24 protein-coding genes are annotated in these 20,940 nt (G+C 71.6%); 7 read left to right on the top strand and 17 right to left on the bottom strand.

All coding sequences use genetic code 11. From position 1 onward, the window contains the following. Positions 1 to 9 precede the first annotated feature (9 nt). A complete protein-coding gene (locus DK427_RS07500; RefSeq protein WP_109950718.1) occupies positions 10 to 1,206 on the bottom strand; it encodes an HlyD family secretion protein in 1,197 nt (398 codons plus the stop codon). 134 nt (positions 1,207 to 1,340) lie between these two features. Here DK427_RS07500 and DK427_RS07505 point away from each other — a divergent pair, with 134 nt between their 5' ends. Further along, a complete protein-coding gene (locus DK427_RS07505; RefSeq protein ID WP_109950719.1) occupies positions 1,341 to 1,985 on the top strand; it encodes a TetR/AcrR family transcriptional regulator in 645 nt (214 codons plus the stop codon). Positions 1,986 to 2,016: 31 nt separating this feature from the next. Here DK427_RS07505 and DK427_RS07510 read toward each other — a convergent pair whose 3' ends face one another. The 5 genes from DK427_RS07510 to pyrH all read right to left on the bottom strand — a co-directional run bounded on the left by DK427_RS07510 (position 2,017) and on the right by pyrH (position 6,245). Beyond that, a complete protein-coding gene (locus DK427_RS07510; protein ID WP_109950720.1) occupies positions 2,017 to 2,661 on the bottom strand; it encodes a DUF6766 family protein in 645 nt (214 codons plus the stop codon). A 103-nt stretch (positions 2,662 to 2,764) separates the two neighbouring features. Continuing rightward, positions 2,765 to 3,943: a 1-deoxy-D-xylulose-5-phosphate reductoisomerase gene (dxr, locus tag DK427_RS07515; RefSeq protein WP_109950721.1), complete on the bottom strand. Its 1,179-nt coding sequence runs from the start codon at positions 3,941 to 3,943 to the stop codon at positions 2,765 to 2,767. 14 nt (positions 3,944 to 3,957) lie between these two features. Beyond that, the gene (locus tag DK427_RS07520) at positions 3,958 to 4,809 is read right to left on the bottom strand and encodes a phosphatidate cytidylyltransferase (RefSeq protein WP_109950722.1); all 852 of its coding nucleotides are present in this window, start codon (positions 4,807 to 4,809) and stop codon (positions 3,958 to 3,960) included. A 26-nt stretch (positions 4,810 to 4,835) separates the two neighbouring features. Next, positions 4,836 to 5,399, bottom strand: a complete 564-nt coding sequence (frr, locus tag DK427_RS07525) for a ribosome recycling factor (protein WP_109950723.1) — start codon at positions 5,397 to 5,399, stop codon at positions 4,836 to 4,838. Between the two features lie 126 nt (positions 5,400 to 5,525). Beyond that, positions 5,526 to 6,245 (bottom strand): UMP kinase, encoded by a 720-nt coding sequence (pyrH, locus tag DK427_RS07530; protein ID WP_109950724.1) that lies wholly within the window; start codon positions 6,243 to 6,245, stop codon positions 5,526 to 5,528. A gap of 272 nt (positions 6,246 to 6,517) precedes the next feature. Between pyrH and DK427_RS07535 the strand changes: the two genes are divergently transcribed. Then, positions 6,518 to 7,711, top strand: a complete 1,194-nt coding sequence (locus DK427_RS07535) for a glycosyltransferase family 2 protein (protein ID WP_245930833.1) — start codon at positions 6,518 to 6,520, stop codon at positions 7,709 to 7,711. 279 nt (positions 7,712 to 7,990) lie between these two features. On the opposite strand, the gene tsf is transcribed toward DK427_RS07535, so the two are convergent. The 9 genes from tsf to DK427_RS07585 all read right to left on the bottom strand — a co-directional run bounded on the left by tsf (position 7,991) and on the right by DK427_RS07585 (position 16,192). Next, positions 7,991 to 8,917 carry a translation elongation factor Ts gene (gene tsf / locus DK427_RS07540; protein WP_109950726.1) on the bottom strand — a complete coding sequence of 309 codons (927 nt, stop codon included), beginning with the start codon at positions 8,915 to 8,917 and terminating at the stop codon, positions 7,991 to 7,993. A 133-nt stretch (positions 8,918 to 9,050) separates the two neighbouring features. Next, positions 9,051 to 10,112 (bottom strand): 30S ribosomal protein S2, encoded by a 1,062-nt coding sequence (locus DK427_RS07545; protein WP_109950727.1) that lies wholly within the window; start codon positions 10,110 to 10,112, stop codon positions 9,051 to 9,053. A 236-nt stretch (positions 10,113 to 10,348) separates the two neighbouring features. Next, entirely contained in the window at positions 10,349 to 11,080 is a 732-nt protein-coding gene (locus DK427_RS07550; RefSeq protein ID WP_109950728.1) for a pseudouridine synthase, read from the bottom strand. Continuing rightward, a complete protein-coding gene (locus DK427_RS07555) occupies positions 11,077 to 11,991 on the bottom strand; it encodes a class I SAM-dependent methyltransferase (RefSeq protein WP_109950729.1) in 915 nt (304 codons plus the stop codon). The genes DK427_RS07550 and DK427_RS07555 overlap by 4 nt, the downstream gene beginning before the upstream one ends. Positions 11,992 to 12,307: 316 nt before the next feature. After that, positions 12,308 to 13,276, bottom strand: coding sequence for a GTPase Era (gene era / locus DK427_RS07565; protein WP_109950730.1), 969 nt, complete (start codon positions 13,274 to 13,276; stop codon positions 12,308 to 12,310). Beyond that, positions 13,269 to 14,027 (bottom strand): ribonuclease III, encoded by a 759-nt coding sequence (gene rnc, locus DK427_RS07570; RefSeq protein ID WP_109950731.1) that lies wholly within the window; start codon positions 14,025 to 14,027, stop codon positions 13,269 to 13,271. The genes era and rnc overlap by 8 nt, the downstream gene beginning before the upstream one ends. Before the next feature lie 10 nt (positions 14,028 to 14,037). After that, entirely contained in the window at positions 14,038 to 14,838 is an 801-nt protein-coding gene (gene lepB / locus DK427_RS07575) for a signal peptidase I (protein ID WP_109950732.1), read from the bottom strand. 173 nt (positions 14,839 to 15,011) lie between these two features. Next, positions 15,012 to 15,419 (bottom strand): holo-ACP synthase, encoded by a 408-nt coding sequence (gene acpS, locus DK427_RS07580; protein ID WP_109950733.1) that lies wholly within the window; start codon positions 15,417 to 15,419, stop codon positions 15,012 to 15,014. Then, positions 15,416 to 16,192, bottom strand: coding sequence for a pyridoxine 5'-phosphate synthase (locus DK427_RS07585; protein WP_109950734.1), 777 nt, complete (start codon positions 16,190 to 16,192; stop codon positions 15,416 to 15,418). Before DK427_RS07585 ends, acpS begins: the two co-directional genes overlap by 4 nt. 106 nt (positions 16,193 to 16,298) lie before the next feature. On the opposite strand from DK427_RS07585, the gene DK427_RS07590 reads away from it, so the two are divergent. The 5 genes from DK427_RS07590 to DK427_RS07610 all read left to right on the top strand — a co-directional run bounded on the left by DK427_RS07590 (position 16,299) and on the right by DK427_RS07610 (position 19,518). Then, entirely contained in the window at positions 16,299 to 16,673 is a 375-nt protein-coding gene (locus DK427_RS07590) for a PH domain-containing protein (protein ID WP_109950735.1), read from the top strand. A gap of 102 nt (positions 16,674 to 16,775) precedes the next feature. After that, positions 16,776 to 17,594, top strand: coding sequence for a class II glutamine amidotransferase (locus DK427_RS07595; protein WP_109950736.1), 819 nt, complete (start codon positions 16,776 to 16,778; stop codon positions 17,592 to 17,594). A gap of 169 nt (positions 17,595 to 17,763) precedes the next feature. After that, positions 17,764 to 18,507 (top strand): sigma-70 family RNA polymerase sigma factor, encoded by a 744-nt coding sequence (locus DK427_RS07600; RefSeq protein ID WP_109950737.1) that lies wholly within the window; start codon positions 17,764 to 17,766, stop codon positions 18,505 to 18,507. A gap of 140 nt (positions 18,508 to 18,647) precedes the next feature. Beyond that, complete coding sequence (locus tag DK427_RS07605) at positions 18,648 to 19,061, top strand: DUF1236 domain-containing protein (RefSeq protein WP_109950738.1); 414 nt, start codon at positions 18,648 to 18,650, stop codon at positions 19,059 to 19,061. Positions 19,062 to 19,242: 181 nt separating this feature from the next. Beyond that, positions 19,243 to 19,518: a hypothetical protein gene (locus DK427_RS07610; RefSeq protein ID WP_109950739.1), complete on the top strand. Its 276-nt coding sequence runs from the start codon at positions 19,243 to 19,245 to the stop codon at positions 19,516 to 19,518. A 33-nt stretch (positions 19,519 to 19,551) separates the two neighbouring features. Here the strand turns inward: DK427_RS07610 and mscL are convergent, their stop codons facing one another. Both mscL and DK427_RS07620 read right to left on the bottom strand, forming a co-directional pair. After that, positions 19,552 to 19,980, bottom strand: coding sequence for a large conductance mechanosensitive channel protein MscL (gene mscL / locus DK427_RS07615; protein WP_109950740.1), 429 nt, complete (start codon positions 19,978 to 19,980; stop codon positions 19,552 to 19,554). A gap of 108 nt (positions 19,981 to 20,088) precedes the next feature. Continuing rightward, positions 20,089 to 20,922, bottom strand: a complete 834-nt coding sequence (locus tag DK427_RS07620; protein WP_109950741.1) for a CDP-alcohol phosphatidyltransferase family protein — start codon at positions 20,920 to 20,922, stop codon at positions 20,089 to 20,091. Positions 20,923 to 20,940: the final 18 nt, after the last annotated feature.

Here is a 20,940-nt window from a genome sequence, read left to right on the forward strand (position 1 = left end):
GCGCGAGCCTCAGTGCCGGGCGGCGAGCTTCTGCACGGGCGCGTCGGCGCCGTCGCGGGTATCGACCCGCACCACCACCGAGAGGCCGGGGCGCAGCACGCCCTCGCGGGCGACATCCTCGGGCACGTGGACTCGCACCGGCAGGCGCTGCACGATCTTGGTGAAGTTGCCCGTCGCGTTGTCGGGCGGCAGCAGGCTGAAGACCGAGCCGGAGGCCGGCGAGAGCGATTCCACCGTGCCGACGATGTCGCGGTCCGGGTAGGCGTCCACGTGGATGTGCACCTCCTGCCCCGGGCGGACCCGGGCGAGCTGCGTCTCCTTGAAGTTCGCGTCGATCCGCACGCTCTGCAGCGGCACGAGCGCGGCGACCCGCGAGCCCGGCGCCACGTAGGCGCCGGCCTCGACGGCCTTGTTGCCGACGACGCCGTCGAAGGGCGCGCGGATCACCGCGAAGTCGAGGTCGCGCCGTGCCCGATCGACCGCCGTGCGCAGCTCCGCCGCGAGGCTCTCGGCCTCGCGGGTCTGGGCCTGCAGCACCGCGACGTTGGCGCGCGCGGCCACCAGCGCCGCCTCCGCCGACTTCACGGCGGCCTCCGTGCGGTCGCGGTCGGCCTTGGCCTGGTCGAGGCGGGATTTGGCGACGTAATCCGCCTGCATCTGCGTGGCGCGGGTGTAGTCGGCACCCGCCCGCACGGCGTCGGCCTTGGCGGCGTCGATCTGGGCGGCGCTCTGCAGCACCTGCGCCTGCGCTGCCTCGGCCTGCCGGGCGACGCGTTGGATCGTGCTCTCCTGCGTGGCGAGCTTGTCCTCAGCGGCCTTCAGGGCGAGGCGGTAGTCGCCGTCGTCGAGCCGGGCGATCACGTTGCCGGCCTTCACGGCCTGTCCGTTCACCACCGGCACGGCGGCGAGGTAGCCCGGAACCTTGGCGGCCAGCACCGAGATGTCGGCCTGCACGTAGGCGTCGTCCGTGCTCACGAAGAAGCGCCCGACCGTCCACCACTGCCAACCCGCATAGCCACCCCCACCGAGGGCGGCGCAGAGCAGGAGGAGCAGGACGACCCGGCGCAGCGGGCGCCGGGGCTTCGCGACCGGGGCGGCCGCAGGCGCCGAGGCGGGCGCGGGCCGGCGCGGCGCGGCCGCGTCACGCGCCTCCTCCGCGGCCTCGACGAAGCTGCCCTGGCGATCGGCATCCTCACGAAGCGACATGGGCTCTGGTCCTCAACATCGTTGACCGAACCGTTCGGTCATTCGACGGACCGAGTTGACGGCCGTCAGCAAGAAGCGGTAGTTAGCACTGACCGAACGGTTCGGTCAATCTGAGCGGTGGATCCGGCGACGAGATGGCGGACGCAGCGACACTGGAGCGGGGGGCAGGGCCTCTCCCGGCCGAGGGCGAGAAGCGCCGCCAGATCCTGGAGGGCGCGCGCCGGGTCTTCATGGCCTCGGGCTTCGACGGCGCCAGCATGGGCGAGATCGCCCGGGCGGCCGGGGTCTCGAAGGGCACCCTCTACGTCTACTTCGACAGCAAGGAGGCCCTGTTCGAGGCCCTGACGGTCGAGGAGAAGGCCGGGCTCGCCGAGAACCTGTTCCGTCTGGACGAGGCCGATCCGGACGTCCGCGCGGTGCTGACGCGCCTGGGCGCCAGCTACCTCGCCATGATGGCGCGGCCCGAGCACGTCTCGATCATCCGCATGGTGATCGGCGCCTGCGAGAAGTTTCCCCGCTTCGGGCAGGCCTTCTACGAGGCGGGGCCCGCCTGCGGGGTCGAGCGGCTGAAGGCCTATCTCGACGCGCAGGTCGTGGCCGGGCGGCTGCGGCCCGCCGACACGGAACTCGCCGCCAAGCACTTCCTGCAGCTCTGCCAGGCCGGAATGCTGACGCGGCTCCTGTTCAACGCCGGCGCGTCGCCGAGCGAGGACGAGATCCGCCACCGGGTCACGGAGGCGGTGCGGGTGTTCTACGCTGGCTACGGGCCGGCGGCGTAGCGGGCACCGCCGCGCCATGTCCGGCCGCGGCTCACTCGTTGACCGCGCCCGTCTCGTCGTCCCGGGCCGTGAGCCGCTTCGACTCCGCGGAGCCGTCCTGCCTGAGATAGATGCTCAGGAGCAGGAACATGCCCATCGCGAAGAACTCCGCCTGCCAAGTCTGGAAGGTCTGGAACCAGAGATCGGCGGAGACGAGGGATTGCGCGAGGTCGAGGGCGGCCTCTCCGCGCCGGCTCCTGTCGGCGTTGTAGCTCGCCGCGTTCGCGAAGAAGAAGGCCGCGAAGGCGAGCAGGAACAGGCCCAGGAAGGCGAGCGACAGCCCGTTGGCGTAGGTCCAGGAGTACGGGCGGCCCACCCGGTCGGGCGCGCCCGGTCTCGGGCCCTGCGCGGCCGCCTCGTCATCGGGTTTGCGCGAGTGCGAGGCACCCCGCTGGCGCAGGAACACGCTGAAGACGATCAGCACCAGAAGCTGAAGCAGGGCCGCCTGCCAGTTGCTGAACACACCTTTCAGGAAGCCCGGATCGGCCAGATAGGCGATCAGGCCGGAACTCCGGGACTGGCCGGCAGGATCCTCGGTCTGGAGGGCGTATCCGCTGATCGCCTGCCCGCCGATGCAGATGAGGAACAGGCCGAAGAAGGCCAGTGTGAGGCCGTTGTCCTTCAGGAACCGCGCCATCGTCCCGTCGACCGCTGCGCCGCCCTCCCGCGGGGCGGCCCAGGACCAACCGCGCGGACGCGGATGCGTTCTCGGCCAGCCCCTCCGGGGCCTCGATCGGGCTTCAGCCCGCCGCGCGCAGCCGCGGCAGGGCCTGCGCCGACCAGGCGCGCGCCTCGGCGTCGATGGCGAGCGCCGCGTCGACGTCCTCCGGCGCGGTGCGGTGGATGCCCGAGAAATGCTCGCAGGTGCGCTCGACCAGATCCGCGATGCCGTAGAACGCGATCTCGCCGCGGATGAAGGCCGCTACCGCGATCTCGTTGGCCGCGTTCATCACGGTCGGGGCCGCGCCGCCGTCGTGGAGCGCCGCCCGGGCGATCCGCAGACAGGGAAAGCGGTCCTCGTCCACCGGCTCGAAGGTGAGGCTGCCCGCGGCCGCCAGGTCGAGGGGCCGGCCGCGCGCGATGGTCAGGCGCTCGCCGAGCCCCAGGCAGTGGGCGATCGGCACGCGCATGTCCGGCATGGCGAGGCCGGCCGTCACCGCGCCGTCGAGCCAGTAGACGAGCCCGTGCACGATCGATTGCGGGTGGACGATGGCGTCGAGCCGGTCGTGGCCGAGTCCGAACAGGTGGTGCGCCTCGATCAACTCCAGCCCCTTGTTCATCAGGGAGGCCGAATCGATGTTGATCTTCATGCCCATCGACCAAGTCGGGTGGGCGGCGGCCTCCGCGGCGGTGGCCGCCGCGATGCGCTCGCGCGTCCAGGTGCGGAACGGGCCGCCCGAGGCCGTGATCGTCATCTTGGCGACGTCCGAGACCGGTCCGTGGCCGAGCGCCTGGGCGAGCGCGTTGTGCTCGGAATCGACCGGCAGCAGCGTCGCGCCGTAGCGCTTGGCGTCGCGCATGAAGGCCTCGCCCGCGCAGACGAGGCTCTCCTTGTTGGCGAGCGCCACGGTGCGGCCGAGGCGGAGCGCCGCGTGGGTCGGCTTGAGGCCGGCCGCTCCGCTCACCGCCGCCACCACGATGTCGGCGTCCCGCGCCACGGCCTCCAGCACCGCGCTCTCGCCAGCTCCGTTCGGGATGCCGGAGCCGGCGAGCGCCTCGGCGAGCGCCGGGCCGGCCGACTCGTCGGCGAGTGCGGCGAATTCGGCCTTCATCTCGCGGGCGAGCTTGGCAAGCGCCTGCGCGTCGCGCCCGCCCACCACCGCGCCGACCCGGAAGCGGTCGGCGTGCTGGGCGAGGAGGTCGGTGGTCGAGCGGCCGATCGAGCCGGTCGCGCCCAGCACGGAGACGGTGAAAGCCACGGAAGAGAACTCCTTCAGGCGGCGAGGTGCCGCGCGGCGAGGTACAGGCCGGCGAGCAGCGCCACCGCGAAAAATCCGTCGAGGCGGTCCATCACGCCGCCGTGGCCGGGGATCGACCGGCCGGAATCCTTGACCCCGTAATGCCGCTTCAGGGCGGATTCGAGGAGATCGCCTGCCTGGCTGAGCACCGACGAGACGGCGCTGACGAGCGCCACCAGGGCGAGGTTGGTGTCGGCGAGCGGGCTCCAGCCCTGCTGGCGTGCGAGCGCCACGAGGGCCGTTCCAGCCACCACCGCGCCCGCGAGGCCGCCAAGCGCGCCCGACCACGTCTTCTTCGGCGAGACGGCGGGCATCAGCTTCGGCCCACCGAAGGTGCGGCCGGTGAAATAGGCGACGATGTCGGTGGCCCAGACGACCGCGAACATCCAGGCCGGGCCGAGGATGCCGATCTCGGGCGCGTCGCGCAGCGCCGGTGGCACCAGGGCGACGACGGCACCGCCGGTGAGGGCGCCGAGCGCCCGCAGGCGCCCCGGATTGTCGTGGGGCAGCGCGAGGCAGAGGGCCGAGCCGCCGGCGAGGATCGCGAGGCCGACCCAGAACGGAACTTCCCGCTCCAGGCAGATCGTGAGCGCGGCCAGTGTGACCGCGACGGTGGCGAGGAGCGCCCGGCGCGGCAGGGTGCGGCTCATGCCGATCCACTCGCCAGCGCCGACGATCGCCGCCGCGAGCCAGATTCCCGCGAAGGCCCAGCCGCCGAGCACCAACCCTGAGACGACGAGCGCGGCCAGCACGCATCCTGAGAGGACGCGCAGACCGAGTTCCCGGCTGCCGAAGGCCTTTCGCGGCGGTGCCGCCTCTCCCGCCATCGCGCGCGGTCCCGACGCTTGCCGCGTCAGACCTGCATGATCTCCTTCTCCTTGGAGGCCAGCACGCCGTCGATCTCGGCGATGAACTGGTCGGTCGCCTTCTGCACGTCGCCGGCCTGGCGCTTCTCGTCGTCCTCCGAGATGGCGCTGTCCTTCAGGAGCTTCTTGAGGTGGTCGAGCCCGTCGCGGCGCACGTGGCGCACGGCGACGCGCGACTCCTCGGCGTATTTGTGGGCGACCTTCACCATCTCCTTGCGGCGCTGCTCGTTCATCTCGGGGATGCGCAGGCGAATGGTCTGCCCCTCGGTCTGCGGGTTTAGGCCGAGGTCGGACTCGCGGATCGCCTTCTCGACGGCGGTGACCATGCTGCGGTCCCAGACCGAGATCGAGAGCAGGCGCGGCTCCGGCACGCTCACGGTGGCAACCTGCGCCATCGGCATCATCGAGCCGTAGGCGTCGACCTGGATCGGGTCGAGCAGGCTCGGGGTGGCGCGGCCGGTGCGCAGCGAACCCAGGTCCTTCGAGAGCGAGGCCACCGCGCCCTGCATGCGGCGCTTGATGTCGTTGAGGTCGAAGTCCGGTGTGGCCATCTCGTCAAATCCCGACGCGTTCGCAAAAAAAGGGAAGGGCCCGGGCCGCGCGGGTCCGGACGCTCGGCGCCTCAATGAACGAAAACCGGAGCGCCCGCAAACGGATCGGGCGGATTTCGCCCTGCCTTACGGCACCACCCGCGTGCACGGGGCATCCCCGGTGAGGATCGCGGTGATCGAGCTCGGCGCGTGGACCGAGCCGACTACGATCGAGAGCCGGCTCTCCCGCGCCAGCGCGAAGGCGGCGGTGTCCATTACCTTGAGGTCGCGGGCGATCGCCTCGTCGTGCGTGATCCGGTCGTAGCGGGTGGCGGCCGGATCCTTCTTGGGGTCGGCCGAGTAGACGCCGTCCACCTGGGTCGCCTTGAGGACGGCCTCGCAGCGCAGCTCCGCGGCGCGCAGCACGGCCGCCGTGTCGGTGGTGAAGTACGGGTTGCCGGTACCGCCGGCCAGCACCACCACCTGCCCCTTGTCGAGGTGGTGGAGTGCGGGCTGCCTTGCGAAGGTCTCGCAGATCGTCGGCATCGAGACCGCCGACATGGTGCGCGCCTGGACGCCCGCCGCGTTCAGCGCGGTCTCCAGGGCCAGCGAGTTCATCACGGTCGCCATCATACCGAGCGAGTCGCCGGTCGCCCGGTCGATGAAGCCCGCCTGCGAGATGCGCGCGCCGCGGATCATGTTGCCGCCGCCGACCACGAGCGCGACCTGGATGCCCGTCGCGATCGTGCGGGCGATGTCCTCGGCGAGGCCGGCCAGCGTCGGCGGGTGCAACCAGTAGCCGTCCGGGGCGGCGAGTGCCTCGCCGGAGAGCTTCACCAGGACGCGGCGATAGGGCGTTTCCGGCATATGGACTCCTCCGCCGGAGCGCGGCCGGCCTGCTCTCGAACCGAGGGGCTTCTACGCGAAGCGGCCCGGCGGCGTCGAGGGCGCGAACCGTGAACGGTGCGGCGCCGGCTCTCCGCCCGATGCGTTCGGCAAACGTACAGCCGAGCCCGGCTAAGGACGTAATGTTGCTGGGATACGGGGGCGAACCGGGCCTCGATTCCGGTGCCGTGACGGACCGATCGGACCGCGCCAGCGATGGGCGGTCCGCGGCCCTGCTGGATTGGAGCCGCTCCTTGTCGCCCACCACTCTTCCGTCCACCGACTCGCCGGGCCTCGTCCCGCCCTCCGGCCCGGACGTCGTCGTCGCGATCCCCGTGCGCAACGAGGCCGAGCGGATCGCCGCCTGCCTGCGGGCGCTCGGAGAGCAGACCGGGCTCGCACCGGGCCGGCTCGGGCTGGTGCTGTTCCTCAACAATTGCACGGACGGCACAGAGTCGATCGTCGCCGGGCTGCGCGCCAGCCTGCCGATGCCCGTGCGGGTGATCACCGCGACCTACGAGCGGGCCCATGCGGGCTGGGCGCGCCGCGCCGCGATGGATGCGGCCGCCGCCTGGATCGAGGCGGGGCCCGGCACCGGCACGATCCTGACCTCGGACGCCGACAGCCGGGTGCCGCCGGACTGGGTCGCCCGCAACCTCGCGGCCCTGGAGGCCGGCGCCGACGCGGTGGCGGGCCGGGTCGAGCTCGCGCCCGAGGAGGCCGCCCTGCTGCCGCCCTCGCTGCCGGCCCGGGGGAAACTGGAAGATACCTACGACGCGCTGATCACCGAGATCGAGACCTGCCTCGACCCGGACCCGCACGATCCCTGGCCCTGCCACCGCACCACGATCGGCGCCTCGCTCGCCGTGCGCTCGGGTGCCTACCGCCAGGTCGGCGGCATGCCGGAGATCCCGCTCGGCGAGGACGGCGCCTTCGTGGCGGCCCTGCTGCAGCAGGGTTTTCGCGTGCGCCACCCGCGCGACGTGGTGGTGACGATCTCGGCCCGGCTCTCCGGCCGGGCGCCGGGCGGCGTCGCCGACACGATCCGCGCCCGCTGCGAGGAGCCCGACGCCCTCTGCGACGCCCGGATGGAGCGGGTGCCCCGGCTGATGCTGCGCTGCTGGCTGCGCCACCGCCTGCGCCGGCTGCACCGCTCCGGCCGGATGGCGCGCGATCTTGCCTGGGCACGCCTGCTCGGCGTATCGGCCGAGGAGGCCCGCCGGATCGCCGCGATGCCCCGCGTCGGCGAGGCGGTCGCGGCGGCCGAGCGGGCGAGCCCCCGCCTCGTCTTCCGGCCGGTCGGCCCGCGGCACCTGCCCGGCCAGATCCGTGCGGCGCGGGCGGCGCTGGTGATGCTGCGTCCGGTTTCCCGGATCGCCGCCCGGCTCCGGCGGGGTGATGCCGCCGCTTCCGTGCCGCCGCTCTCCGCCACCGCACCGGGACAGTAAGAGGCGCGCTCTCCCTCCCCCATCTGCGGGGGAGGGTGGCGCCCGAAGGGCGACGGGAGAGGGGTGAACGCTTCAGGGTGGGACGAGCCCTGCATGAAGGCCGCGCCACTCCCGTTCGTGGGTTCCCCTCTCTGCGGGACTTCGTCCGACCGACCCCCGCTGACGCAGGGGCCACCCTCCTCCGCAGAGGGGGATGGGGAGCGTCGTGGGTGTTCCCCGAACGAGAAAAGCCCCGGCCTCTCGGCCGGGGCTTCTCCATGACGTGCAGCTCTCAGATGATCAGGCGCGGCCGGCCTGCTGGGCGACCTCGGTGGCGAAGTCCGGACCTTCTTCCTTCTCGATGCCCTCGCCGAGCGCGTAGCGCACGAAGGCGGTGAGGGCGACCGGCGCGCCGACCTTGCCGGCGGCCTCCTTGAGCACCTGCGAGATCGTCTTCGAGCCGTCGTGCACGAAGGGCTGCTCCAGGAGGGTGACCTCCTTGTAGTAGCTCTTCAGGCCGCTCTCGACGATCTTGGCCATGACGTGGTCCGGCTTGCCGGCGTTCTTCTCGCGCAGGATGTTCGACTCGCGCTCCACCGTCGCGGCATCGACGCCCGAGGCGTCGAGCGCCACCGGGTTGGTGGCGGCGACGTGCATGGCGATCTGGCGACCGAGCGCGGAGAGCGCGTCCACGTCGCCCTCGGACTCGAGCGCGACCAGCACGCCGATCTTGCCGAGGCCCTCGGAGATCTGGTTGTGCACGTAGCTCGCGATCACGCCCTTGCCGACTTCGAGCTTGGTCACGCGGCGCAGGGTCATGTTCTCGCCGATCGTTGCGATCAGGCCCTGCAGCTTGTCGGCGACGGTCTCGCTGGCGCCCGGGAAGTGGGCGGCCTGGAGGCCCTCCAGCGTGCCGTCGGTGTTGAGGGCGGTCTTGGCTGCCTCGCGGGCGAAGGCCTGGAAGGCGTCGTTGCGGGCGACGAAGTCGGTCTCGGAGTTCACCTCGACGACCGCCGCGTGACGGCCGGCGGACTCGACGGCGACCAGACCCTCGGCGGCGACGCGGCCGGCCTTCTTGGCGGCCTTGGCGAGGCCCTTCTTGCGCAGCCAGTCGACGGCAGCCTCGAGGTCGCCCTGGGTCTCGTTCAGCGCGCCCTTGCAGTCCATCATGCCCGCGCCGGTCTTCTCGCGGAGCTCCTTCACCATCGCGGCGGTGATGTTGGCCATGGCCGGTCCTTTCGTCTCGCTCCGTCCGGAGCCGTCAGATGAGAGGGCCCGACGCCCTGTGGAGCGCCGGGCCCGGAGATGGGGTTCTCAAGGAAGCCGGATCGGCGGGTGCCGACCCGAGCTTCGACAAGAATCAGGCGGCGGCGGCGGCCTCGACGAAGCCGCGGGCCTGGTCGACCCAGCCGTCGCGGGCGATGCGGCCGTTGAGCTTGAGGTCGCCGTCGATCTTGGCGACGTCGTCCGCGGTCATCGCGGCGATCTGCCAGTAATGGTAGATGCCGGCGTCGTTGAGCTTCTGCACGATCTGCGGGCCGGCGCCGTTGAGCTTGGTCAGGTCGTCGGGCGCGCCGCGCGGGGCGGCGAGCAGCTCGAAGTGCTCGGTCGACTCGGCGAGCAGCGCCACGTCGGCCGGATCGAGCGCCTCGGACGAGACCGCGACGTCGTCGTTGGCCGGCAGCTCCTCGGCCATCGGCTCCTCGGAGGCGCCGAGATCGACGCCCGACGAGCCCTGCGCCCGCGAGATGCCGTCGATCGCCGCGCGGGCGATGAGGTCGCAGTAGAGCGCGATGGCGCGGCCGGCGTCGTCGTTGGCCGGGACGATGTAGCTGATGCCGTCCGGGTTGCAGTTGGTGTCGACGATGGCGGCCACCGGGATGCCGAGGCGGTTCGCCTCCTTGATCGCCAGCTGCTCCTTGTTGGTGTCGATCACGAACAACAGGTCCGGCACGCCGCCCATGTCCTTGATGCCGCCGAGCGCCTTCTCGAGCTTGTCCTTCTCACGGGACAGCATCAGGCGCTCCTTCTTGGTGAGGCCGGGGCCGCCGGTCTCGAGCGTCTCGGTGACCTTGCGCAGGCGCGAGATCGAGCCCGAGATGGTCTTCCAGTTGGTCAGCATGCCGCCGAGCCAGCGGGAGTTGACGTAGTACTGGGCCGAGCGCTTGGCGGCGTCGGCGATCGTGTCGGCGGCCTGGCGCTTCGTGCCGACGAACAGCACGCGGCCGCCGCGGGCGACGGTGTCGCTGACGGCCTGGAGGGCCTGGTGCATCGCCGGGACCGTCTGGGCCAGGTCGATGATGTGGATGTTGTTGCGGGTGCCGAAGATGTAGGGCTGCATCTTCGGGTTCCAGCGGTGCGACTGGTGACCGAAATGGGCGCCCGCCTCGAGGAGCTGGCGCATGGTGAAGTCGACGGCCATGATTCTCTGTCTCTCCGGTTGATACCGCCGCGGAGGAAGCGACCGGCCGATCCGACCAGCCACCGGAAACGCCTCATTCAGTCATGAGGCCAGCCCCGCGTGTGGAATGGGCGGGCCCATAGCAGAGGGCGGCCCGGAAGGCAATCGCGTGCGGGAACGCCGTGCCGGGGCGCGGGTACCCTCTCCCTATGGGAGAAGGGGTGCGGCGCGGTTCCGGAGGCCGCGCCAGCCGCGGATCAGCCCGCGAACAGCGCCGCGATCGCTTCCGGCTCCATCACCCGGTACGCGCCCGCGGCCAGATCCGCCGGCAAGTCCAGCCCGCCGACCCGGTCGCGGTGGAGCGCGGTCACGTGGTTGCCCAGCGCGGCGAACATGCGGCGGACCTGATGGTAGCGCCCCTCGGTCAGCGTCACGGCGCAGCGCGTCGCGTCCTCGGCCTCGAATCCGACCGGCAGGAGCGGGCGCTCCTCGCCCTCCAGCATCAGCGTGCCGGAGGCCAGCACCGCGCCCTCGTCGCCCCGGAGCGGCCGATCGAGGGTGACGCGGTAGCGCTTGGCCACGCTCGCCTTCGGGGAGATGATCCGGTGCAGCAACGCGCCGTCGTCGGTGAGCAGGAGGAGGCCCGAGGTTTCCTTGTCGAGCCGTCCGACCGTCGAGAGGGCCGGGTCGCGGCGGCGCCAACGCTCGGGAAAGAGGCCGTAGACCAACGGGCCTGCCTCCTTGTGCGAGCAGGTGACGCCGAGCGGCTTGTGCAGCATCAGGCAGAGGCCGGGCAGCGGGTCGAGGGGCTCGCCGTCGATCCACATCCGCTCGGGCAGGTCCGCGTCGAGCGGGATGCGCGCGCCCGCGTCATCGACCGGGGCTCCATCGAGTACGATGTCGCCCGCCCGGGCGAGGCCCTGGATCTCCCGGCGCGAGCCGTAGCCGAGATTGGCGAGCAGCTTGTCGAGGCGGACGGCCTTGCTCACCGGCGCGCCTCGTAGACCTTGTAGCCGTTGGCAGAGGCCTTGAGCGTCACCTCCGCGAAGGCCTCGCCCAGCACCCGCTCGTAGGGCAGGTGCGCGTTGGCGGTGAGCCAGAGCGCACCCCCGTGGCGCAGCGCGCCGGCCGCACGGGCGATGAAGCTCTGGCCGAGCGCCCGGTCCTCGGCGCCGCCGTCGTGGAAGGGCGGGTTCATCACCACGAAATCGAGCTTGGCCAAATCCGGATCCGTCTCGCGGATATCGGCCCAGCGGAGGCTCACGCGGGCATCGCTGAGATTGCGCCGGGCCATCTCGACGGCGCGGCGGTCGATGTCGATGCAGGCGAGCGCGGTCACGGCCTCCGAGCCCAGCACCGCGCGGGCGAGGATGCCGAGCCCGCAGCCGAGATCGGCCCCGCGGCCGCGCAAGGTGGGCAGGGTGGCGAGCAGGAGCGCGCTGCCCGGGTCGAGCCGGTCCCAGGAGAAGATGCCGGGCTGCGTGCAGAGCGCGAGGTTGTCGACGTGGCGCGGGCCACCCTCGGCGATCGCCTCCTCTAGGCCCCGGGGCGTCTCCGGGCAGGCGGCTGTACAGATGCGGTGATGGCGGCGCGCCTCCTCGGTCGAGGCGCATCCGAAGCCGGCCAATTCCTTCCCCAGCCGCGAGCCGCCGCGGTCCTTCGGGGCGAGCGCCGTGAGGCGTCCGCCGGGCTTCAGGGCGCGCAGCGCCAGCGCGATTGCGTAGCGGCGCTCGACCGTGCCAGGCGGCGCGAGCAGGACGGCCGCGTCCAGGCTCGCGGGCGCCACGTCCTCCAGGCGCGCGGAGCCGGGGATCAGGGGCGAGACCTGCGCGGCGCCTTCCGGGATCTCGGCGAGTTCGGCGGGCGGCAGGCCGTACAGGATGGCGGTGGGGACGGTCATGCTCTTCGGACTGACAGATTCACTTCATGCCGTTGCCGGCTTTTCGGTTCAGAGGCCGTGGCTTCCCCTCTCCCGGCCGTGCGGGGAGAGGGCTTCGGCGATCGTGTCGTCGCCGAAGCGAGGCGGCAGCCGGGGGTGAGGGGGCTTGAACGGAGGAGGCTCTGCCGGAGAAGCCGCCTCACCCCCGCGTCGATCCCTGCGGGATCGCTCGCTCGGCTCGCCCCCGACAAGGGGGGCTCGCCCCTCTCCCCGCGTGCGGGGAGAGGGGCAGCCGCGTTTCCCGGCGCGACCGACCCAAGGATCGGATACGGCCCCCTCAGCCCCGCGGGAATTCCAGCCCCATCTCGCGGTAGCGCGCGGGGTCGTCGGCCCAGTTCTCGCGCACCTTCACGTGCAGGAAGAGGTGGACCCGGGCGTCGGCCGCCTCCGCGATCTCGATGCGCGCCGCCTGGCCGATCGCCTTGATGGTCTGGCCGCCCTTGCCGAGCACGATCGAGCGCTGGCTCTCGCGCTCCACGAAGATCGTCTGCTCGATCCGCACCGAGCCGTCGGGCCGGATCTGCCACTGGTCGGTCTCGACGGTGGAGCGGTAGGGCAGCTCCTCGTGCAGGCGGTCGTAGATCTTCTCGCGGGTGATCTCGGCGGCGAGCATGCGCAGCGGCGCGTCCGAGACCTGATCCTCGGGATAGAGCCAGGGCCCCTCGGGCATCAGGGCGGCGAGCGCGCGCTTGAGCGTCTCGACCCCGTCGCCGTTCAGCGCCGAGACCATGAAGGTCTGCTCGAAGGGGATGAGCCCATTGAGCCGGGCTGCGAGTTCGAGCAGGCGCTCGCGCGGGATCAGGTCGATCTTGTTGAGGATCAGGATGCGCGGGCGGCGCACGTCCTTCAGGCGCGCCAGTACCGCCTCGACCTCCTCCTCCACGCCCTTGCGGGCATCGACCAGCAGGCAGACCGCGTCGGCGTCGGCCGCCCCGCTCCAGGCGGAGTGCACCATGGCCCGGTCGAGACGGCGCTTGGGGGCGAAGATGCCGGGCGTATCGACCAGAACGATCTGTGCCGTGCCCTCGATCACGATGCCGCGCACGAGCGCGCGGGTCGTCTGGACCTTGCGCGAGACGATCGAGACCTTGGTGCCGACGAGGCTGTTGAGCAGCGTCGACTTGCCGGCATTCGGAACGCCGATCAGCGCGACGAAGCCCGCCCGCGCGCCCTCCGGCGTGCCCGGCAGGGTGCTCGGCAGCGGGGTCGGGGCCTGTTCAGGTGTCTCGGGTGTATCGTCAGCCATCGTTCGGTTCCGTCGGGGCGGGGCCCGCGATGCCCTCGCGCTCCATCAACGCGCGGGCGGCCTCCTGTTCGGCGACCCGCTTGGAGGGGCCTTCGCCGATCGCGGGCTCCAGCCCCTCGACCTGCGCGGCGATGCGGTAGTGCGGCGCGTGGTCGGGCCCCGAGCGCTCGGCCACCGCGTAGGTGGGGAGGGGCAGGCTGCGCGCCATCGCCCATTCCTGCAGGGCGGACTTGGCGTCGCGCCCGCGCGGGGCGCCGGTGAGCTCCGCCGGCCGGAACGCCGCCTCCACGATCGCGCGGGCCGTCGTGTAGCCGGCGTCGAGATAGACCGCGCCGAGGATCGCCTCGCAGACATCGGCCAGGATGGTCTGGTTGCGCCGCGCGCCCCCGCTGACCTCGCCCTGTCCGAGCATCAGGTGCGGGCCGACCTCCCAGGCGTTCGAGACCGCCGCGCAGGTCTCCCGGCGCACGAGGCCGGCGAGCCGGCGCGACAGCTCGCCCTCGTCGGCATCGGGCAGCGCGGCGTAGAGGATGTCGGCGACCGCGAGCCCGAGCACCCGGTCGCCGAGAAATTCGAGGCGCTGGTAGCTGCCGCCGCGCCCGCCCGCCTTGCTCACATGCGTCAGCGCCCGCTCCAGCAGGGAGCGGTCGGCGAAGCTGTGGCCGATGCGGGCCTCCAGCAGGCCCAGCGGCGGCCTGGGGCGGCGCCCGCGCCGCGCGGCGGCGGAGGGACGCGCGGCGTCGTCGGTCACGGGCGGTCCGTCAGTTGATGGTGCTGAACAGCCGGCCCCAGCGCGTCTTGGTCGGCCAGTTCCAGATCTGCCAGGCGGGCGTGCCCTCGTCGATCGAGAAGAAGATCATCTCGGCGCGGCCGACGAAGTTCTCGAACGGCACGTAGCCCACGTTGGCGAGGTCGCGCGAATCGGTGGAGTTGTCGCGGTTGTCGCCCATCATGAAGTAGTGGCCGGCCGGGACGGTGTAGAGTTCGGTCTTGTCCCAGAAGCCGTTGTCGCCGTTGATCTCGATCACCCGGTGGGTGACGCCGCCGGGCAGCGTCTCGTTGTACTGGGGGACCTTGGTGACCTGCCCGTAGGCGTCGAGCGTCTCGTAGTCGGCGATGCGCTCGCGCTTGACCGGCTTGCCGTTGATGTTGAGCACGCCCTCGATCACCTGGATCTTGTCGCCGGGCAGGCCGATCACGCGCTTGATGTAGTCGGTCGCGTTGTCCTTCGGCAGCTTGAACACCGCGATGTCGCCGCGCTTCGGCTCGGCCCCCCAGATGCGGCCGCTCGCCTTGATCGGGATGTACTCGCTCAGGGGCAGCGAGTATTTCGAGTAGCCGTAGGAGTACTTCGAGACGAACAGGTAGTCGCCCACCAGGAGCGTCGGAACCAGCGACGAGGAGGGGATGTTGAAGGGCTGGAACAGCAGCGTGCGCACCACGAGCGCGATCAGCAGTGCCTGGATGCCGACCTTCAGGGTCTCGCGGGTGCTGGCCCAGACCCCGGTGTCGCCGCCGCCGGCCTGGTGCTCTCGGTCGTGATCCACGCGCGCGTGTTCCATCAGCTCGATCCCGTGGCCGGCGATGCCCGGTGGGACATCCGGCCGAGCGCGGCCGCCCGGGCCAGCTTTGCCGGAGCCGGAGCCCTCGGGATTAAGCCGCGATCGTGTCCGCAGAATGCGGCGGTCTAGACCAAGCGCCGTCGCCCCGCAACGCAGGCCCCGCGCTGGAGCGCTCAGGATGTGCCGGAGGGCACCGCCTCCACGATCACGAAGGCTTGCGCCAGCGGGGGGTCGTCGGTGAGCGTGACGTGGATCCGGGCCTCGTGGCCGGCCGGCACAATGGCGCGGAGCCGCGCCTCGGCGCCCCCCGTGAGGCGCAGCGTCGGCGCGCCGGTCGCCAGGTTTACCACCTCCATGTCGCGCCAGAACACGCCGTGGCTGAGGCCGGTGCCGAGGGCCTTGGCGCAGGCCTCCTTGGCGGCGAAGCGCCGCGCGTAGGAGGGTGCGCGGGCGGCGCGCCGGTCGCACTTGGCCCGCTCGCCCTCGGTGAAGACCCGGTGGGTAAAGCGCTCGCCGAAGCGCTCCAGCGAGCGCTCGATGCGCCGGATGTCGCAGAGGTCGGAGCCGATGCCGATGATCATGCGCGAACCACGCCCTCGCGTGCAGAGTCCTCGCGAGCCCGGTCCATCGCGGCCCGCATGTCGCGCACTGCCTGGGGCAGGCCGACGAAGATCGCCTCGGCGATCAGCGCATGGCCGATATTGAGTTCGCGGATCTCAGGGACCGCTGCGACCGGGCCGACGCTGTCGAGCGTCAGGCCGTGGCCCGCGTGGATCTCCAGGCCGAGGCCGGCCCCGTGCGCCACCGCGCGGGTGATCCGGGCGAGCTCGTGGGCGATCCGCGTGCGATCGCCCGCCACCACCGCCTCGCAGTAGCTGCCGGTGTGCAGCTCGACCACCGGGGCGCCCAGGGCGTGGGCTGCCTCCATCACTGCGGGCTCCGGCTCCACGAAGAGCGAGACCCGGATGCCGGCCTCCGCCAAGTGCCGGATGCGGGGCGCGAGATGGTCCCGCCCGCCCACGATGTCGAGCCCGCCCTCGGTGGTGCGCTCCTCGCGCTTCTCCGGAACGAGGCAGGCGGCGTGGGGGCGCAGCTCCACGGCGAGCCCCACCATCTCGTCGGTTGCCGCCATCTCGAAGTTGAGCGGCACGGACAACTTGGCCTTCAGCGCCCGCATGTCGGCGTCGCGGATGTGGCGCCGGTCTTCGCGCAGATGCGCGGTGATGCCGTCGGCGCCCGCCTCGACGGCCAGGATCGCGGCCCGCACCGGGTCCGGATAGGCCTCGCCTCGGGCGTTCCGCACCGTGGCGACGTGGTCGATGTTGACGCCGAGGCGAAGCGTGTGAGCGCTCATGGGTCCGTGGTTCCGATCCTTCGCGCCACACCTGTCGATTGCCGCGCCCGGCCGCAAGCCCCACATCGCGGTACGGCGACGCTCCCGTCGCGATCAGGAGGCGGCAATGGGGTTTCTCGACGGCCTGCTCGGCCACGGCAGCGACCTGAAGCCCGGCGAGGTCGACGAGCAGATCTCCGGCATCCTGGTCGAGGGTGAGCCGGTGCGCGTCGCCTTCCGGGTGATCCGCGACCTCTTCGTCTTCACCGACCGGCGCCTGATCCTGGTCGATCGCCAGGGTCTCACCGGCCGCAAGGTCGAGTATCTGACCGTGCCGTACCGGGCGATCACCTCGTTCTCGGTCGAGACCGCCGGCAGTTTCGACCTCGATTCGGAGCTGAAGATCTGGGTCTCGGGGCGGCCCGAGCCGATTCAGCGAACGCTCCGGCGGGGGGCGAACGTGCTCGGCATCCAGCAGGCCATCGCCGCCTCGCTGAAGTGAGGGGACGGGGCGCGGGCACTCGGTTGTTCCGTGCCCGCAACACCCCTAAATCGGTCCCTCCGCCGCGTGTCGGGCGGGGCGAAGGGGCGGAATCTCGGGGCCATGTGCGAATTGCTGGGCATGAGCGCGAACGTGCCCACCGACATCCGCTTCTCCTTCGCGGCCCTGGCGCGCCGCGGCGGCGAGACCGGCCCGCACGCGGACGGCTGGGGCATCAGCTTCTACGAGGGGCGCGGCCAGCGGAGTTTCCACGAGCCCGAGCCCTCGGCCCGCTCGGAACTCGCCAAGTTCCTGCGCAGCGCGGCGATCAAGAGCCGCATCGTGATCGCCCATGTGCGCAAGGCCAATCGCGGGCGCGTCAGCCTGGAGAACACTCACCCGTTCACCCGCGAGCTCTGGGGCCGGGCCTGGACCTTCGCGCATAACGGGCAGCTGAAGGGCGTGAAGCGGCTGCCGCTCGGCGCCTTCACGCCGGTCGGCTCCACCGACAGCGAGCACGCCTTCTGCTGGATGCTGGGCCGGCTCCAGGCCCGCTTCCGCAGCCTGCCGGCACCCGCCGTGCTCGACCGGGCGGTGGCCGGGCTCTGCGCCGAGCTGCACGCGCTCGGCGTGTTCAACATGCTGCTCACCGACAGCCGCACCCTCTACGCCCATTGCGGCAAGCGGCTCTGCTACCTCACCCGCCGGGCGCCCTTCGGCACCGCGACCCTGGTCGACGAGGACTGGCGGGTCGACTTCGCCCAGGAGACCACCGAGCGCGACGTCGTGACCGTGGTGGCCACCCAGGCGCTGACCCGCGACGAGTGCTGGACGGACCTCGCGCGGGGCGACGTGCTGTCGCTGCGCGACGGCGCGATCCGGCTGATCCGGCCCGGCACGCGGGGGCGGCCCGCGGAGGTGACCGAGGTCGCCGCCTGTTGAGCGCGGGGCACGCCCGGCCGCAAACGGACCGGCGAAGGTGCATGGCAGGGGCCGATGCGCTACAACGCATGTCAAGAGAGGATCGGGCCGGCAGCCTGCCGCCACACGGTCCACGCGCCGGGTCCGGACCGCCTGGCGCGCCCTGCCGCCGAACACGAAGCGACGTGCCATGACCCGCGACGAGACCGACAACGTCCTCTACCGCGACCCGGACGGTGAGATACCCGGCCGGCCGAACCTCCCCCACGCGATCCGCGCCCATCTCGGCGACCACCTGCGCGACACCTACGAGCGCCTGGGCGCCGAGGAGATGCCGACCCGCTTCGCCGAGCTGATCGACCAGCTGGAGGCGGCGCTGCGCGCCCGCGGCGAGGCGATCGAGCCGGAATTCCGCAACGGCCTCCTGGCGGCGGTGCCGTCCTTGCGCGCCTTCGCGCTCTCGCTGACCTCGAATCCGGCCCGCTCGGACGACCTCGTGCAGGACACGCTGCTCAAGGGCTGGCAGCACCGCGCCCGCTTCCAGCCGGGCACGAACCTCAACGCGTGGCTCTTCACCATCCTGCGCAACATCTTCTACTCGGATCACCGCAAGCGCGTGCGCGAGGTCGAGGACCAGGACGGCTCCTACGCCGCTCGGCTCGCCACCGCGCCGCACCAGGGCGACCGGCTCGACGTCGAGGACCTGCAGAGCGCGCTGGCCAAGCTCCCCCCGGACCAGCGCGAGGCCCTGGTGCTCGTCGGCGCCGAGGGCGTCTCCTACGAGGAGGCCGCCGCGATCATGGGCTGCAAGGTCGGCACCGTGAAGAGCCGCGTCAGCCGCGCCCGCGGGCGGCTCGCCGAGCTTCTCGGCTACGACGAGGAGGATCTTGGCTCCGACCGCTTCATCAAGTCGGCGATGCCGGGCGAGGGCTGATCGCGCCCTCAACGGACCGCCGCGCGATGGCGCGGCGGCCAAGATGATTTTTTGACGCATCCGTTTCGGGACTTGGCGCGTTACCGCCTCGAACTTCGCTGCATCACGGTGCGGCGAACGTCCCAAAGACGGAGACTTTCATGCGCATCAAGACCCTCATCGCCGCCTCGGCGCTCGCCCTCTCGCTGCCGCTGGCCGCCCAGGCTCAGGGCACCATTCCGGGCGCCGAGCGCGGCGCGGCTGCCGGTGCCGATGCGGCCGGTCCGATCGGCGGCATCGTCGGCGGCGCGGTGGGCGCGGCGACCGGCACGGTCGGCGGCATCCTGGGCGTCGACATGGCCCCCCGCTTCCGCTCCTACGTGCGCGAGCGCAACGTGCGCTCCTATGACTATGACGGCCGCGTCGGCGTCGGCACCACCCTGCCGGCCTCGGGCGTGACCTACTACGAGGTGCCGGACGAGTACCGCGTGCGTCCGGGCTACCGCTACACGGTCGTGAACGACCGTCCGGTGCTGGTCGATCGTAGCCACCGCATCGTCGAGGTCATCGACTAAGACGCCTGGTCAAGACGCGGGCCCGGTCTCGCAACTGGCCTTCAGGCCCCGGAGCCCCGCGCTCCGGGGCCTTTTCTTTGGGTAGAAGCGGCACGTGCGGGGCGAGCGCCGGTCTCGCGCGGGATTGCCGCAACGCGCGTCCCTGGGATGCGTTGACGGGCGCGACGACAGGAGATCTCTGATGGACGGCGGCGACAAGGCGAAGCTTCCCGAGCCGGTGCGCGACCATCTCGGCCAGCAACTGCGCGGCGCGCTGCCCGTCGATGGCGGCAAGCCCGAATTCCTCGGCGACGAGCCGGTGCCCCAAGAATTCGCCCCCCAGATCGCCAAGCTCGAGACGCGGCTCAAGACCCACGAGGAGGGCACGGTCGCGGTCGAGCACGCGCTCGACCGCATCCTCGACGCCTTCGGGATCGACCCGGAGGCGCAGAAGAAGGACGGGGCAGCGCAATCCTGACGGCCGGTTGCCACGCTCCGGATCCGTGGCGGCTCACACCTTCGGCTTGGCCGCCAGGATGTCGCGGATCTCGCCCAGCAGCTTCACGTCGGCGGGCAGTTCGGCGACCGGCTCGGGCTTCTTCTCCTCCGCGTGCTGCAGCCGGTTCATCGCCCGGATGACGAGGAACAGCACGAAGGCGACGATCAGGAAGTTGAGCGCCACGGTGATGAACTGCCCGTAGCCGAGCACCGCGCCCTGCTTCTTGGCCTCCGCGTAGGAGAGACCGGTCTGCACCTTCCCGGAGAGCGGGATGTAGTAGTTCGAGAAGTCGAGACCGCCCGTGATCGCGCCGATCACCGGCATGAACAGGTCCTGGACCGCCGAGGTTACGATCGCCCCGAAGGCGGCACCGATGATCACGCCGACCGCGAGATCGACCACGTTGCCCCGCAACGCGAACTTTTTGAACTCTTCCACCATTCCGGCCTCCGCAGCGGATGATTCTCCGCTGCACGGTGACCTGCCGGCCTGCGGCGCACCAGGGCGCGACGCCGCCGTCCACCGCCAATCGAGCCCTGGTGCCGGTCGTCAGGCCGTCGCGGGCGGCGGCGCGGGCTCGGTCCGCGCGGCGTCCTCCAGCTTCTGGCGGCGGCGGTACTGGGCCGCGCCCACCGGCACGGTCGCCAGATAGGCGACGCTGATCGCGACCAGCGCCTCGAACGGGAAGCTGATCACCACCCCGAAGACGGCCACGCCCGCCAGGAAGATCGGCAGGACCCAGCCGCGGGGCACGCGCTTGCCCATGGTCTTGCCCGAGAAGGTCGGCACCGTGGAGACCACGAGCAGCGCGATGCAGAGCACGTAGACGAGGATCGCGGGCGCCGCCCAGCTCTCGAAGCCGAGCCCAAGGAAGCTGAGATAGAGCGGCAGCATCGCCGTGAGCGCGCCGGCCGGGGCCGGCATGCCGACGAAGAAGTCCTTCTTCCACTCGGGCCGGTTGGGATCGTCCAGCATCGCGTTGAAGCGGGCGAGGCGCAGCCCCATGGCGATGGCGAAGATCAGCGCCACGATCCAGCCGATCGATTTCAGGTTGTGCAGGCTGAATCCGTAGAGGATCAGCGCCGGGGCGCAGCCGAAATTGACGAAGTCGGCGAGCGAGTCGAGCTCGGCCCCGAAGCGCGAGGTGCCCTTGAGCAGGCGCGCCACCCGGCCGTCGATGCCGTCGAGGAGCCCCGCCACCACGATGGCGATCACGGCCGGCTCGAACTTGCCCTCGAAGGCAAGCCGGATCGCCGTCAGCCCGAGGCAGAGCGCCATCAGGGTGATCATGTTGGGGGCGATCATCCGGAACGGCACCGGTTTGAACCGGCGCGGCCGCGGCTCGTTGGCGTCCGGCTCGAAGGGCGGGAAGAGGTCGTCCATCGGGCTCGCCCTCGTGTC

It is taken from the genome of Methylobacterium radiodurans (assembly GCF_003173735.1).
Classification (GTDB): domain Bacteria; phylum Pseudomonadota; class Alphaproteobacteria; order Rhizobiales; family Beijerinckiaceae; genus Methylobacterium; species Methylobacterium radiodurans.